The organism is Shewanella sp. Koi 1 (genome assembly GCF_052907445.1).
The window spans coordinates 381,303-395,781 of record NZ_JBREJM010000001.1; the positions used below are offsets into that span (position 1 = coordinate 381,303).

Consider the following 14,479-nt stretch of genomic DNA (forward strand, 5'->3'; position numbering starts at 1 on the left):
TTCCCCTGTGTTAGCGTGTTTTTCATCGAATTTTCCATGGAAAACATAATGAAAACTATCACCCTACCACGCCTTGGAATCGTCGGCCTTATGATGGCGACACCGGTATTTGCCAATGCGGCTACCGAACCTGCACTTGCCATAGAGCAAGAGACTTTCTTCAATCAATTAGCATCCCATTGCGGTAAAGCATTTGCGGGCAAAGTGGTGTCAACGGACAGCGCCGATGCGGCTTTTCGTGATAAAGCACTGGTGATGCATGTGCGCGAATGCAGTGATACTGAGCTGAAAATTCCGTTCCATGTGGGTGATGACCACTCCCGTACTTGGGTGATCACAAAAACGGCTCAAGGCTTAAGGTTAAAGCATGATCACCGCCATCAAGACGGGACGGAAGATAAAGTGACTATGTATGGCGGCGATACGGCGAGTGTCGGCAGCAGTCAAAAGCAGTCATTCCCTATCGATCAGGCATCGATTGATAACTTTATGCAAAATGGCCTGACCCAGTCAGTCACCAATGTGTGGCATATGGAGGTTACGCCAAGTACCTTCAGCTACCTGCTGACCCGCGAGAATCGTCATTTCCAAGTGGATTTTGACTTGAGCCAGCCGCAACCGTTGCCGCCGACCCCTTGGGGACATAAGTAAGCGTCATCGGGGATAAAAGAAAACCTCCTAATCCTGTGGAATAGGAGGTTTTTTTAATGGGGACGACATGACTAAAGCTTAGTTGCCTCTGGGCTCGAAGGAGAAGGATTGTCCCGCCAGAGCCGCTTCAAACATTAATCCACCTTTGGCAACGGTAAATACCGCCATACCATTGATATAGGCGGCAGTTGCCGATTGATTACCACCCGCTTGGCCCGCGCCTGCCGAGTTGCCTGTGGTGCCCGCTTTCGCATTTGCGCCCATGTTAATCGCAACGGCCGAGGCCTGTGCATCGAACTCGAAACTGCCACTGGTGAACTCGTTGTAGGATTTGGCATCTTTAAAGAAGATGATTTCGCTATAGGCTTGTCCGCCTAGCTGAAAACCAATGGAGAGCTGGGTCAGGCTAGAGTCTCCCATATATTGACCCGCTTGAAAGACGCGACCTTTGCCGTAGGCGGCGCCAATACCTATTCCGCCTTTACCTACTGTGGGGAAAAGGGCATAGCCATAGGCGGTATCAAAAAATTTGCGGGTTTCCTTTGCTTGGTGAAAATTATTTAAGGCCTCAGTGTAGCTATCATCTGCCTGTGCTACAGGAGCCATAAAGCTGGCAATAAGGCAGGTTGATGCGGCGATAAGGGATAAAAATGATTTCATGGCGTTCTTCCTTTGTTCTTAGGGTCCATCAGACTACCCTTTGTTTTAACAAATGACAGTCTAAAGCTGCGTTCGTGTCAGCTCGGGTTCAGTTTTTCAGTGTGGCATCTTGCCTGTTTGGATTGCTAAGTGCTGTTTTAGTTCTGCTGTTTGGGATGCGTGCTGGTGATTTTTTCTGAACGCTCGTTCGACTCCTGCTGCAGTTGTTGAATAAATTCAAATTCTTCAGGTGTTAGTATTTCTGAGGATTGAGGGTCTGTTTTGGGTTGTTGGGCTGATAAATGGCCTTTTAAATAGGCGGCGCGAGTGATCTGTTTAATGCCGTATGCAGCAAGCAGGTAAAAGCTTAATAGTAAGCTTAAGCGCGGTATGGCATGGGATAGCGGTAAAACATAGTCCCCTGAGTAAAAGGGCAATACCACCAGAAATACGCGCAGTAGCCAGTTAAGTAACATGGCTAGAGTGAGGCCAAATAACCAGCGAAAACGGATGACTCTTAAGGTGTTCTGTGGCGTGCTGTTGGTTGACGGCTGATGTAATTTATATTGTTTAAGTAGCTGCCACAGAGCGGCAAAGTAGGCTGCAGTTTGGATAAATAGCAGTAACGGTAGGACTAAACTCCAGTGGCTGAGGTCGATATCTTGCCGATAATTAAAGAATTCTTCCTGAAACTCAACGACATTTTTATGTAAATTTAATCGTAAAATGATGTCCAGCACCGCGAGCAATAATGTGATGATAGCTGGCCAGTAATGCCATGAAAACCCAATGGGTTCAGTGCGTTGCTCTAAGCTACGTTTACAGTAGAGATAGAGCAACGGCATGAGTAAAAAATAAATTGGGGTGATAAGGTTAAATAATACATGGATAGGAATTGGAGTATTTTCGGGGTTGAGCATACCCGTCAAAAAATAAAAGGCGACGAGACTAAGAAAACCTGCCAGCAGCTTTTGATTACTGCCCGAATGATAGAAGTAGCGAACATAAATAGCTAACGCGAGGCAATGTAAGCCACCAAATAGGGATAACCACCAATAGGCTTGGGCAAAAAAGGTATTAAATTCGTTCATTTTGTCACCTCGACGCCCTGTTATAACAGGGAAATTCGAGGCGAAAAAGTGTTCCTAGATATTTTTATTTGAATTTGCGATACGTTGATGGCGATTAGAAGCTGCCTCGGGCACTGATGCGGGTACAGGCTGACGCTCCGCGAGTAAGTGTTTGATTGCTCTAATGGGATGCGGTAACAGCATTCGCGGACCTGCGAAAATCATGATCTCTTTGACCTGCGCCTTTTGCGCGGGTTTATAACAGTGCACTGGACATTTATTGCATGTGGGTTTGTGTTGTCCGTAGGGGCAGCGATCGAGACGAACGGCGGCATACTCTAAGAGAGCGATACATTCTTCACACAGGCCAGATGCAGTTTGTCCTTGATGATTGGCTTGGCAATAAATCTTCGCCATTGCGCAAATGGTCTCATGTTCATAGCGCAGTTTACCTGTGAGCTGGGCCGCTGAGTTCATGGTAATACCTTAGTTTGTTACTCGGTTAATTCCATCATAAGCAGCGGCGCAGGCTTGTTCAAAACGTAAGTGTCAATTTATGAAGATGCGCACAAAATAAGACTTTAAATATGCATCACCTTATCGGCATCAAGTGTCCAGCGGGTAAGATCCTGCAAAGTACCAATTTGAGTGCCTTCAATAAGCATTTCGGTACTGACCCCCCTCGCTTGAGCACAGGTTTTGCACAGTAATACAGGTACTTGCTGGGCGCTTAGGATTTCAAACATCTGTTGTAGGTTGTAACTTAAGTCAGGCGTTGTTTGATGTTTAAGGGCGCCAAAAACTGCGTCTGACATTAAAAATATTTTTAAATCAATTTGTTGATCAGTTTGATCCTTAAGTGCCAAAGCAATTCGTAGACTATTAAACAGTTTTTCTGTGCCGTAAGGGCTGGCGTGGGCAACAATAAGAATTTTTTGCATTAGTCTTTCCTTAATTTTGCAAATGGCGAAAACCCTAACAGTCTAAACGAATTGTGCCTATCGATTTGCGCGCAAGATCGGATAAAACGGCATAAATACTTGATTTTCTCAGACACTATGAACTTTAATAGCGGTTAATCTCTGCTCAACTTTTGGACAACATCCTTGCCGGCTGTAGGCTATTAAGTCGCGTTGGCAAGCCAACAGCAATAGCTTCTGACGAGAAGCTGCCATTAAAGGTGAAGAAGAATGAAAGTCTTGGTCGTTTTTATACTGATAGCTATCGGAGTGTTTTTATTTCGTCGTGCCCAGCGATTGGCGAAGGAAGAGCAAGAGGCGATGATGGCAAAAAAATCTGCTGAAAAGACAATAGAGACAAGTGCTTCGCCTGTTGCAACCGAATCTGCTCCTGAGGTTGTTTCGCCTGCTGCTCACGCGCCAGGAGAGGTCCCCACTGCTACAAAAGCCCCTGAAGTTGAATTAATGCCAAGAGAGCTGGTGCAATCTAGCCGGGTCGAGATGAGCGATGATGTTATTGATGTAGAGATCCCAGCTTCAACCAACGTTGATAGTGTGATTATCCTCGGCGATACCAATTCAGTTAATGGTAAAGAGGTTGAAATAACTCCGGTTGTATCTCTTAAGGATAAGGTTTCAGTAGTCAAGGCGACTGAGGTTAAAAATGATGCCGTAGCAGAGCCTGTTACGTCTAAAGAGAGCGTTGCTAGCACTCATGAGGCAGTAAGCACAAGTTTGGCAAAAGATGAGATACTCGAAAGTCTTGGCACATGGGCGAATGTGACTTTGCAGCGCGCAGTAGAGGAATATCAAGGTGCAGAGACTGAATTGGCTCGCTATAACGCCTTGCAAAACGTGATTGCCGAGTGTTACAAGCAGCGCAAATCGACCGAATATTTAGCCTATGGCGCAGCATTACATGCGCACTATCTTGCGTTATTCCACAGCGCGAATGCCAAAAAAACAAATGAGCTTGAGCTTAAAACCACTGGCTTTATGCAACTCGCAACATTATTAAATGATACTCAAGCCTTTGCCCAAGCTATTGCGCTTTGTCAGGAAGCGATCGCGCTTGGTTTAAGCGACGGCACAGTGACGGGATTTGAAGGACGGATTAGCCGTATCCTCAAGGCGCAGGCGAAAGCGGCAACGGTTTAATGTTGCAGCGTCCCTGTACGGATTTAAGCCTTTAATGCGAAATTCCATTAATAAGTGGCTCGATGCGTTTGAGATACCCATATCCGAAAAGCGGTTATTTAAATGGATTAAGCCGTGTAGAATCCTAATACTTACCGCGCAAAAGGCGAACTAAGGTTCGCTTTTTTTATGGGCTATTTTTTATGAAGTGTGTTTCGAGCTGTTTTAACCGAATCGTCAAAATCAAATTACCCTTGGCCATCTTATTTGCTAGCCTCAGCCTTGGCTTGAGTGGTTGCACTAAAACCCCCGAATGGACGCTATTTTATTATCCTGCGTCGATGTCACTGCCTACGACGCCATTACAACCCGATGATATCAATGGTTATTACGATACCCTCGAACAATGTCAGCGCAAAGGCCAAGGCTTACAACGCTTAACCGGGATCGGGTGTCAGTGGCTTCGAGGCTAGCGGTGCCGGCGTCTATCAATGTGGGCAACAGTGTGAGTTTAACGACAAGTCCGTGCTCGTATGTAAGCAGCTCGTTCAATAGGGAAAGCATTGATGAAGTTTAAACAGGATTTTTTTACCCAGTTGCCTGAGTTTTACGCTCAAGTCTATCCACAGGGGATAAGCAATCCCCATTGGCTGGCGTGGAGTGAGGATGCCGCCAAATTAATCGACTTACAGCAGCCGACAGATGCCTTATTGCAAGGATTATCGGGTAACGCGGCCGTTGAGGACGCAAGTTATTATGCGCAGGTGTACAGTGGTCATCAGTTTGGTGGCTATACGCCTAGATTAGGCGATGGTCGCTCGATTATTTTGGGTGAGGCATTAGGCCCCCAAGGCGCTTGGGATGTGGCACTCAAAGGCGGCGGGCCGACACCTTATTCTCGCCATGGTGATGGCAGAGCAGTGATGCGCTCAGCGGTGCGGGAGTTTCTTGTCTCCGAAGCGCTGCATCATTTAGGTGTGCCGACGACCCGAGCCTTGGCGGTGATCGGCTCAGATATGCCCGTCTGGCGTGAGAGCCAAGAAACCGCAGCCATTACCGTACGTTTGGCACGCAGCCATATCCGTTTCGGTCATTTCGAATTTTTCTGCCATAGCGAGCGTGGTCAAGCCGATAAGCTCACGCAGCTACTCAACTTTACCTTGAAGCAGCATTATCCGCATTTGAGCTGCGATTTGGCGGGCTATAAAGCATGGTTTTTACAGGTAGTACAAGATACCGCTAAGCTCATCGCCCATTGGCAGGCTATCGGCTTTGCCCACGGGGTGATGAATACCGACAATATGTCGATTCTGGGGGATAGTTTCGATTTTGGCCCGTTTGCCTTCCTCGATACCTTCCAAGAAGACTTTATTTGCAATCATTCCGATCCAGAAGGGCGTTACGCCTTTGGTCAGCAGCCCGGTATTGGCCTGTGGAACCTGCAACGTTTAGCGCAGGCGTTGACGCCTGTGATCCCGTCCGATGATTTAATTGCCGCCTTGAATCAATATCAACATGCTTTAGTGCAGCATTATTTGATGCTGATGCGCGCTAAGTTAGGGCTGACTGAGCGAGCGGATTCGACAGCAGAGCAGGATCAGCAGGACTTAGAACTGATTGGCCGCTTTACCGTGCTGATGGAGAAAAATCAGCTGGATTACAGCAACACCTGGCGCCGCTTCGGTCAGCTTGACCCGAGTAGTGTGCATTCTTCGCTACGGGATGATTTTATCGACCTTAATGAGTTTGATGCTTGGTATCAGGCCTATCAGACGCGGTTGGGTAAAGTTACCGATGTTGAGGCCTGGCAGCAGGCGCGTAATAGCGTTAATCCCAAATACATCCTACGCAATTATTTGGCTCAGGAGGCCATTATTGCCGTGGAGGAGGGCAATCTGGCGCCGCTAGAGCGTCTGCACCAAGTATTGCGCCAGCCGTTTGCCGAACAAGTTGAGCATGAAGATCTGGCCAAGCGTCCACCCGATTGGGGACAAGGGCTGATTATGTCGTGCAGCAGTTGATGGAAGTAAAAATGAAATTAGAAGCCATTCAGTTAGATAGAGCCGCGTTAAGCTTAAGTGTGAGCGGCGATATCGATTTTGATCATTTCGAGGCCTTTGCCGAGCCATTAGCCCATGCCTTAGATTGCCAAGTGCGCGAGCGCCAATGGGGCGCGGATCGCCATCAATGGCTATTGGAGTTTGAGGGCACCTCGCTTTGGCTCAATTATGAGTTTTACGGCAATATCTGTTGGCTGAGTGTGGAACGTGAGGCCGATTTTGAGGTATTGGAATACCTTGCCACACTGTTAAAGTCCTATGTATGAGAGAGTCGCAATGAGCCAAGATAAGTTAGTTCCATCTCAGGGGGCCGTCGATGATACGCATTCGGGTGCAGCCTTTGACTTTCAAGCTTTGACGCCGGATTTGATTTTAGATGCGATCGAGAGTCTCGGGATATACCCAGAGACTGGCCTGCTCGCGCTCAATAGTTACGAAAACCGCGTGTATCAATTTCGCAGCGATGAAGGGCAACGCTATGTGGTGAAGTTTTATCGCCCCGATCGTTGGACCGATGCGCAGATCCAAGAAGAACACGACTATGCCATCGCGCTTGCCGAGCAGGAAATCCCGATGGCGGTGCCCGCATGTGTGCAAGGGCAGACCTTGCATCATTTCCACGGCTTTCGGTTTGCACTGTTTCCCTCCATCGGCGGTCGCCCCTTCGAAGTGGATAACTTAGAGCAGTTGGAATTTGTTGGGCGTTTTATCGGTCGTATACACCAGTACGGTGCCCAGTCGACATTTAAAGCCCGTGAGCCGCTGAATCCGCAGATTTTAGGTGATGAACCTTTAGCCTGGTTAAAGCTGTCAGACTTAGTGCCAAGCACACTGCGCCCCGCGTTTTTTACCGTGGTGGAGCAAGTGCTGGCGAAGGTGAATCAGCTTTGGGCGCAGCAAGCTTTTACGCCTATTCGTCTGCATGGGGATTTGCACCCGGGGAATATTCTTTGGACTCCCGATGGGCCGGGATTTGTGGATTTAGACGATGCCCGCATGGGACCGGCTATTCAAGATTTATGGATGATGCTGACGGGCGATAGAGCGCAGCAGCAACTGCAACTCGAGGTATTACTCGAGGCCTATGAAGAGTTTTGTGAGTTCGATACTCGGCAGTTGTCCTTGATTGAACCCCTACGCGCATTACGGATGGTGCACTATAACGCTTGGATTGGCAGGCGTTGGCAAGATCCTGCTTTCCCTATGCATTTCCCCTGGTTTGGGGATGAAAAGTATTGGGAGCAGCAGATCTTAGCCTTTAAGGAGCAACTCGCGGCACTCGATGAACCGCCGCTGAGCCTGATCCCCTACTAAATGTGTGAACAGGGTGGAATTACGCACCTCTTAGCCCAAACCGATTGAACTCTCGGCTTGAGTTACACTCAAAAAATGAAATATGTTAGGCTCCAGCTAGTTTTGAAAATTGATTTAAGGAAAATTCATGAAAAAAGCATTACTTATGGTGGCAGCGCTGTTATTGGCTCCATTAACTGTATCGGCAGTTGAATACAAAGAAGGCGTACACTACACAGTGATTAACGACGGCCCAGCGACAGCTAAGCCTGAAATCACCGAGTTTTTCTCTTTCTATTGCCCACATTGCTACAACTTCTCTAAAACAGTGGTGCCTAAAATTTTGGCTGAGAAGCCAGAAGGTGTGGCATTTAACCAAGCCCACGTAGACTTTATCGGCAAGGAAATGGGCGTAGAAATGTCTCGCGCCTTTGCGGTAGCGCACCAACTGAATGTGGACGATAAAATGGATGCGGCTCTTTTTTCTGCTATCCATGAGAAGAAACAACACTTCACTAACCGTGATGACGTGCGCGCCCTGTTCGTGGCTAACGGCGTTGACGGTAAGGCCTTCGATTCGGCCGCTGACTCCTTTATGGTGAAAGCGCAAATGGCAAAGATGAAGCGTGATACTGAAAACGCGAAGATTTCGGGTGTGCCTGCATTAGTGGTGAATGGCAAGTACCGCGTCGAAACGGGTGCGATCAAGTCTTACGATGAGCTGTTAGATATCGCTTATTATTTAGCTAAGAAACAGTAATGATCACCAGATTGCCGCTGTTTTATCATCATTTTGTAATCTAACTGATTGATACTGCGAGCATAAAATTAAAGGAGCCTAGCGCTCCTTTTTTATTGGGTGTGATTGCCTAGTCTGCAGAGCGCAATTGGGTCGTGTTGTGCTTGGCCGAAATTTGGCAAAAAAAAAACCGTACTTCCGATGATGGAGAGTACGGACTTGAGTCATATGACTCATTTTTACCCTGAGTAACGCAGATGATTCTAAGTGTGCGTCAAAATAATGTCAATAGTCAAAATTTTGACTATTGAGTTAACTTGTCGTGGAGTTTTTCATTATCTAGGAAAATCAAATGACTAACGGTTTTGAAATGTAAATCTTGAAAATATTACTTAAAGGATGAAACTCAATTGGTAATCTTTCTGTCAAATAGCAGTAGTCAATAACAACAAGAAAGCATGTAGGGGGTTGTATGAGAGTTTTCCCTGTATACGCACCGAAGCTGATTGCAAAGCATGCGCGTATTTTTCTCACTGGCGTGATATGGGTTAAAGACTTAGGTCGATTAGAATTTGAAAAGGGGCGTTTTTTATTGCCAAGAAAAAGCCTGCCAAAAGTGAAGCAGGCTATCTTAGAGCTGAACGAACTGATTGAATCGCAGAATCATCAAACTAAAACAGCTTAGATTTCACTGTTGAGCAGGCCAACAAGTCCGGTGACTTTGTCGTTCCAAGAAGCGAGTTCTTGTTGCAGTTGTTGGTTTTGCTCAGATAATTGTTGATTTTGCTCACTCAAGGTCGACGTCTTTTGCTTCTCTTCCTCTAGCTCCATTTTTAGAAGCTCGATAGTTTCGAGTGTAGCCTGGATCTTGGTTTCCAGTTTGGACAGTAATTCAAGGCTCATCTGGAGAGTCCTATAGTTTCTGGATGGGACTGTGATTCTAGCAGTGCCAATAGCATAAGGAATAGCAGTCTTTGTCGTTTGGTTAAAAAATACCCGATAACCGCGTGCGAATTTAAGTTTTTTTGCATTTGTTACTAACTCGTTAGTATTCTTGGGTTTATTTATTATCGGAAAGGCCCATGTCGCCGAATCTGCTTGCGATACTTCCCCTGTTATTAACCCTAGTGTTAGCCCTTTGGCTACGGCGTACCTTAGTGGCGCTGGGTGTCGGTATCCTCTCGGGCGCCTTAATCATTGCCCACTTCGATATAGTGCAAAGCTTGGGCTATCTCTTGGAGATAGGCGCTAAGCAGTTTTACAGCCAAGGCGCTTGGCAGTGGTGGCATTTAAATGTGTTGATGGCCATGTTGCTGCTGGGCAGCATGACGCAGCTCCTCGCCAGAAGCGGTGCGGTAGAGCAATTTGGTGATTGGCTATATCGACGCATTCGTACGGGGCGACAGGCGCGTATAGGTGTGGTGCTGTTGGGCTGGCTAGTCTTTATCGACGGTATTTTTAGCTGCCTCGCCGTGGGGCATGTGTGCCAACCTCTGAGCCAGCGTTATGGTATCCGTCAGACGCAGTTGGCCTATTTAGTCGACTCTAATGCGTCGCCACTCTGTTCGCTCTTACCTTTTTCTAGCTGGGGTCCCTATGTGATGGCGCTCTTGGCGGGACTCAGCTTTTTACCCGTTTCTGCCCTTGAGGCCTTTATCGACGTCGCCTTATTCAATTTTTATGCGATAACCACCTTAGGCTTGTCGCTGATTGTGGCTTGGTTTGGGATGGGGTTTCGCCCCATCGAGAATGAAGTATTGGCGGCAGATCCCGTTGAGCCAAGTTTAACTCCCTCCCAAGGCAATCCTTGGCTGCTTGCGATCCCCATGCTGACCTTATTGTGCGCTTCTGTCGGTTTAACTCTCTGGTCTGGTGCGCAGCAGGTGCCGTCATGGGATATTTCGGCCTGGTTAGCTAAAGCCGATATTGGCGCTGCGATGCGCGATGCTTGTCTGTTATCGACCTTAGTGACGCTAGTGTTGTTGATGTTGTCGGGCCGAAGCATAGGGAAACTGCTGGGGGACTTAGTGCATGGGGTGCGGATGATCGCCTTTGCCATCGCGATTTTACTCTGTACTTGGATGATAGGCGCAGTGATCCAAGATCTGGGCGTGGCGAGCTTGTTAGCGGCTTGGGCTAAATTGTACTTATCCCCGAGTCTGCTGGTGGCGGGGATGTTTCTACTCTGCGCTATCATGGCCTTTGCCACTGGCTCAAGCTGGGGCACCTTTGCGATTATGATCCCCATCGGTGGGGAAATTGCCCATAACATGGATGCCAGCTTGCTGTTACCTGTATTGAGTGCGGTGATGGCGGGCTCGGTGTTTGGCGATCATTGCTCGCCGATTTCCGATACTAGCGTGCTGAGTGCGACGAGTTCAGGCTGCTTACCCCATGACCATGTGGTGACTCAACTGCCGTTTGCGTTAATCGGGGCTGGTGCGGCATTAGTGGGATTTCAGTTAGTTAACTTATCGGTTGCAACCCTGTTCGTGTGGTTTGGGGTCATAGGCACTGCGCTAGGGTTATTGGCCTTAATGACACGCTTTTATCCACCTTGGCTGAGCGCTCGTTCGCAGACAAACTGAGCCTTTCGGGGTAGAATGCCCGTAGAATTAACCATTTGATTTAAGAGATTATCCCTATGAGCATTACCCGTTTAGATGTTGGTACACGTATGAGCAGCATAGTGATCCACCAAGGCACAGTGTACTTATGTGGCCAAGTGGCGAAGGATAAGTATCAAAATATCACCGAACAAACGACGACTATGCTAGAGGAAGTCGACACTCTGTTAGCGCAGGCGGGCAGTTCTCGGGAGCACTTGTTGTCAGCCACTATCTATCTAAAGGATATGAATGACTACGATGCCATGAATGCCGTTTGGGATGCTTGGGTGCCACAGGGTCATGCGCCAGCCCGTGCCTGTGTGCAGGCGGCCATTGCCGAGCCAGAATATCTGGTTGAAGTTTCAGTGATTGCCGCAGTCGTTAAGGCGTAACTCGCTATCTAATCTCAGTAAGCAGTAAAGCTAAGTCGAACTTGGCTTTACTCGCCCTCAACCATTGCTGCCTTAAATGCTGCGGCATATCTACCGTGACAAGGCTACGCCACGCGATCTTCAATTAGAACGCGATCATTAGCTAGAGCAAGATCTTCAGTTAGAAATAGCGGGCTAAGTTCGCCGGAATATTGGGGCGGTGCGAGGGATACTGCGCCAGTAAGCCTTGAGCGATGGCCTCTATATCCAGCGTTGGTAAACCTTGCTCTATGATGGTCGTGACCCAAGGAGCGTGGTGCTTGAGTTGGGCATAATGTTCAGTTTCAACAAACCGTGCCAACGAATAACTGCTGCCGCCTAATCCGTGTCCCCAACCTTCGCTAACGTCAAAGGGAAAATCCAGTCGCTCGCTATCAAACTCCACCAAGTAGGGGGACTGACCGTGGTGACCTCCAGCCCAATCGCCTAATTCCAGCAACAGTACCATCCTTGTCATTTATTTATGCTCCTTTACTACTGACTCGCAATCATAACACGGCCAAAACTGGCATGGGGATCTGTGGGCGTGATGGCGATAATGCTATCTAGCCGCAGTGTTTGCTGGCCAGCTTGATGTTCGACGACCAGCCATTCAGTCTTATCGGCGTGGGTCTGGGTCGTGATTGCCCGTGCTTGGCACAGACTGCCGTCCTGCAACTCAATGTCGAGGCGATAGCCGTGCATACAAGCCAGCTCTAGGTAGTCGTAGTGGGCACAGGGGATCATTTTGTAGTCAGACATCATCTTTCCTCTAGTGTGAATGATTTGGATGTGATTCAAGGTCTCATACTCAGCGATAGGAGAATTGAATATGAAGTGCATCTTACTCGTTGGTCTTTTGTGGTTGCAGTTTTGGCAACCCGTATTGGCTCAGACATTGACCCCTTTTCAAGCGCAGAGTGCCGTGACTCGCCCCTATATTATCGAACTTTATACGTCACAGGGCTGCAGTAGTTGTCCACCCGCCGAGGCTTGGTTATCTGAGCAGTTTAATAAGACCGACCTATGGCAGAAATATTTTCCGTTAGCCTTTCATGTGACGTATTGGGATTACCTAGGATGGAAGGATATTTTTGGCCAAAGGGCTTTCAGTGAGCGCCAATATCAACATTTAAATCAAAAGCATACGCGGCAAGTGTATACGCCGCAGTTTGTGATTAATGCTAAGGAGTGGCGTGGTTGGTTCTCGGGTGAGTTAAATGGGAACTTTGCTCTGCCTCAACCTGAGGTGGGTGTGCTTAAGGTGCGCATCGCTAACCAGCAGCTTGAGGCGAGTTTTGTGCCGCAGTCCACTTGGGTGCAGGATAAAGACTTGCATCGAGCGCGTTTGCATTTGGCCTTGGTCGGCTCGGGTTTTACGACTGAGATAAAACGCGGCGAGAATCGCCATAGGCAATTAACCCATGATTTTGTAGTGCTGAGTTTGCAATCTTTGCACGCGAGTCGTGTGCATGAGGGCGCCACAGACCCAGCACTGCAGTTTACCCAATCCTTAGATGCCATTCCCGCATCAGCGTTTAACGCGCCCCGTTTGGCGTGGGTGGCCTGGTTAACGCTAAATGAAGAGCCCATACAAGCCGTGGGCGGCTGGCTTGAGGCGCCGCATGACGAAATCCAAAGTCAATAAGGGGAGTCAAATGAAGCGATTTGCCCTAACGGCAAGTTGTTAAGACATCTTTTTAACCGCTTATTTTATCGGCTAAGACTTTTAGATGAATCTCACCTATTGACTTTATTCCTGCCGCTACCTAGTCTGCTTGTTCAGTAATCAAGGTGGTATGCGATGGAAATAAAATACGATTTAAAACCTGCGTCCGAACGCCGTACTGAGCAATTCAAGCCCGAAGGAAATGTGGGCTTCGGTAGCCTCAGAACCGATCATATGTTTTTAATGGATTATCGCGATGGTGAATGGCGCGATCCACGTATTGTGCCCTACGGTCCGTTTGAAATGGCGCCGGGTGCGATGGCCCTGCATTATGGTCAGTCAATCTTCGAAGGCGCCAAGGCCTTTATGCATGAAGATGGCGAAATTTACACTTTCCGTATCAACAAAAACGCCGAGCGTATGAATCGTTCTGCGGATATTGTCTGTATTCCTAATATCGATGAGCAGATGCAAATCGATGCGATCAACGCCTTGATCGACGTAGACCGTCTCTGGTTCCCGATGCAAGAAGGTGCCTGTTTATACATTCGCCCCTTTATTTTTGCGACCGAAGACCGTCTGTCTGTGAGTCCAAGTACGCGCTACACATTCTGCGTGGTGTTAAGCCCAAGTGGTGCTTACTACGCGGCGGGTGTGAATAAAGGCATTCGTCTGCTGATCAGCAAGACTTACCATCGCGCCGTATCGGGTGGTACTGGCGCCTCTAAAGCGGCGGGTAACTATGCTGCCTCATTGCGTGCCGGTAAAGCTGCCGCGCAGTTTGGTGCATCACAGGTGCTGTATTTAGATGCGAACAACCAACAGATTGAAGAAGCGGGCGCCATGAACCACTTCCACATTCTGAAAGATGGCACAGTGATCATCCCAACCTTCACCGATACCATCTTAAAATCCATTACCTCGCAATCCATTATGGAGCTGGGTGAGTTACTCGGATGCGAAGTGCGCCAAGAGACTGTCATGCTGGATAAGTTTATCGCCGATATCGAATCTGGTGAGATTATCGAAGCGGGTGGTTTTGGTACGGCTGCCGTGGTATCAGCTGTCGGTTCCTATATTTTTGAAGATGGCCGAGTGGTGACCGTAGGCAACGGTGAAGTGGGTGAGCATATTCAGCGCATCTACAAGCTGTATACCGATATCCAGAAAGGGCATATCCAAGGCCCGGATGGCTGGGTGAAACGTGTTGAGCGTGTCGCACCTTAATCGTGAAATGATTCAA

Annotated in this window: 19 protein-coding genes; 12 read left to right on the forward strand and 7 right to left on the reverse strand. The window is 48.1% G+C overall.

The annotated features are described in order from the left end of the window. Positions 1-48: 48 nt before the first annotated feature. A complete protein-coding gene (locus ACUZ8J_RS01820; RefSeq protein ID WP_446692895.1) occupies positions 49-651 on the forward strand; it encodes a hypothetical protein in 603 nt (200 codons plus the stop codon). A gap of 78 nt (positions 652-729) precedes the next feature. Here the strand turns inward: ACUZ8J_RS01820 and ACUZ8J_RS01825 are convergent, their stop codons facing one another. From ACUZ8J_RS01825 to ACUZ8J_RS01840, 4 genes are all read right to left on the reverse strand, one after another. Continuing rightward, positions 730-1,311 (reverse strand): YSC84-related protein, encoded by a 582-nt coding sequence (locus ACUZ8J_RS01825; RefSeq protein ID WP_086903019.1) that lies wholly within the window; start codon positions 1,309-1,311, stop codon positions 730-732. A 137-nt stretch (positions 1,312-1,448) separates the two neighbouring features. Continuing rightward, complete coding sequence (locus tag ACUZ8J_RS01830; RefSeq protein WP_446692896.1) at positions 1,449-2,381, reverse strand: hypothetical protein; 933 nt, start codon at positions 2,379-2,381, stop codon at positions 1,449-1,451. Between the two features lie 54 nt (positions 2,382-2,435). After that, the gene (locus ACUZ8J_RS01835; protein WP_446692897.1) at positions 2,436-2,837 is read right to left on the reverse strand and encodes a nitrous oxide-stimulated promoter family protein; all 402 of its coding nucleotides are present in this window, start codon (positions 2,835-2,837) and stop codon (positions 2,436-2,438) included. A 104-nt stretch (positions 2,838-2,941) separates the two neighbouring features. After that, positions 2,942-3,301 (reverse strand): DsrE/DsrF/TusD sulfur relay family protein, encoded by a 360-nt coding sequence (locus tag ACUZ8J_RS01840; protein ID WP_446692898.1) that lies wholly within the window; start codon positions 3,299-3,301, stop codon positions 2,942-2,944. 249 nt (positions 3,302-3,550) lie between these two features. Here ACUZ8J_RS01840 and ACUZ8J_RS01845 point away from each other — a divergent pair, with 249 nt between their 5' ends. The 7 genes from ACUZ8J_RS01845 (at position 3,551) to ACUZ8J_RS01875 (ending at position 9,233) form a co-directional block, all read left to right on the forward strand. Continuing rightward, positions 3,551-4,477, forward strand: a complete 927-nt coding sequence (locus tag ACUZ8J_RS01845) for a hypothetical protein (protein ID WP_446692899.1) — start codon at positions 3,551-3,553, stop codon at positions 4,475-4,477. A 182-nt stretch (positions 4,478-4,659) separates the two neighbouring features. Next, positions 4,660-4,929, forward strand: coding sequence for a hypothetical protein (locus ACUZ8J_RS01850; protein ID WP_446692900.1), 270 nt, complete (start codon positions 4,660-4,662; stop codon positions 4,927-4,929). Between the two features lie 93 nt (positions 4,930-5,022). After that, positions 5,023-6,477 (forward strand): protein adenylyltransferase SelO, encoded by a 1,455-nt coding sequence (locus ACUZ8J_RS01855; protein WP_446692901.1) that lies wholly within the window; start codon positions 5,023-5,025, stop codon positions 6,475-6,477. 11 nt (positions 6,478-6,488) lie between these two features. Then, a complete protein-coding gene (locus ACUZ8J_RS01860) occupies positions 6,489-6,782 on the forward strand; it encodes a DUF3630 family protein (protein WP_083757946.1) in 294 nt (97 codons plus the stop codon). Positions 6,783-6,792: 10 nt separating this feature from the next. Beyond that, positions 6,793-7,830, forward strand: coding sequence for a serine/threonine protein kinase (locus ACUZ8J_RS01865; protein ID WP_446692902.1), 1,038 nt, complete (start codon positions 6,793-6,795; stop codon positions 7,828-7,830). Between the two features lie 127 nt (positions 7,831-7,957). Further along, positions 7,958-8,569, forward strand: coding sequence for a thiol:disulfide interchange protein DsbA/DsbL (locus tag ACUZ8J_RS01870; protein ID WP_011718574.1), 612 nt, complete (start codon positions 7,958-7,960; stop codon positions 8,567-8,569). 451 nt (positions 8,570-9,020) lie between these two features. After that, positions 9,021-9,233, forward strand: coding sequence for a DUF1107 domain-containing protein (locus tag ACUZ8J_RS01875; RefSeq protein ID WP_011624366.1), 213 nt, complete (start codon positions 9,021-9,023; stop codon positions 9,231-9,233). Here ACUZ8J_RS01875 and ACUZ8J_RS01880 read toward each other — a convergent pair. Then, on the reverse strand, positions 9,230-9,451 hold the full coding sequence (locus ACUZ8J_RS01880) for a cell division protein ZapB (protein WP_089066742.1): 222 nt from the start codon (positions 9,449-9,451) through the stop codon (positions 9,230-9,232). The genes ACUZ8J_RS01875 and ACUZ8J_RS01880 overlap by 4 nt on opposite strands. Before the next feature lie 179 nt (positions 9,452-9,630). Between ACUZ8J_RS01880 and ACUZ8J_RS01885 the strand changes: the two genes are divergently transcribed. Both ACUZ8J_RS01885 and ACUZ8J_RS01890 read left to right on the forward strand, forming a co-directional pair. Next, positions 9,631-11,136, forward strand: coding sequence for a Na+/H+ antiporter NhaC family protein (locus ACUZ8J_RS01885; RefSeq protein WP_446692903.1), 1,506 nt, complete (start codon positions 9,631-9,633; stop codon positions 11,134-11,136). A gap of 56 nt (positions 11,137-11,192) precedes the next feature. Beyond that, positions 11,193-11,549: a RidA family protein gene (locus tag ACUZ8J_RS01890; RefSeq protein ID WP_208661269.1), complete on the forward strand. Its 357-nt coding sequence runs from the start codon at positions 11,193-11,195 to the stop codon at positions 11,547-11,549. Between the two features lie 160 nt (positions 11,550-11,709). Here ACUZ8J_RS01890 and ACUZ8J_RS01895 read toward each other — a convergent pair whose 3' ends face one another. Both ACUZ8J_RS01895 and ACUZ8J_RS01900 read right to left on the reverse strand, forming a co-directional pair. Continuing rightward, positions 11,710-12,045 (reverse strand): hypothetical protein, encoded by a 336-nt coding sequence (locus tag ACUZ8J_RS01895; RefSeq protein ID WP_446692904.1) that lies wholly within the window; start codon positions 12,043-12,045, stop codon positions 11,710-11,712. 17 nt (positions 12,046-12,062) lie between these two features. After that, complete coding sequence (locus tag ACUZ8J_RS01900) at positions 12,063-12,329, reverse strand: Rho-binding antiterminator (protein WP_011624863.1); 267 nt, start codon at positions 12,327-12,329, stop codon at positions 12,063-12,065. Positions 12,330-12,399: 70 nt separating this feature from the next. On the opposite strand from ACUZ8J_RS01900, the gene ACUZ8J_RS01905 reads away from it, so the two are divergent. Next, complete coding sequence (locus tag ACUZ8J_RS01905) at positions 12,400-13,215, forward strand: DUF1223 domain-containing protein (RefSeq protein ID WP_446692905.1); 816 nt, start codon at positions 12,400-12,402, stop codon at positions 13,213-13,215. A 156-nt stretch (positions 13,216-13,371) separates the two neighbouring features. Next, positions 13,372-14,463, forward strand: coding sequence for a branched-chain amino acid aminotransferase (locus ACUZ8J_RS01910; protein WP_011624359.1), 1,092 nt, complete (start codon positions 13,372-13,374; stop codon positions 14,461-14,463). Positions 14,464-14,479 lie beyond the last annotated feature (16 nt).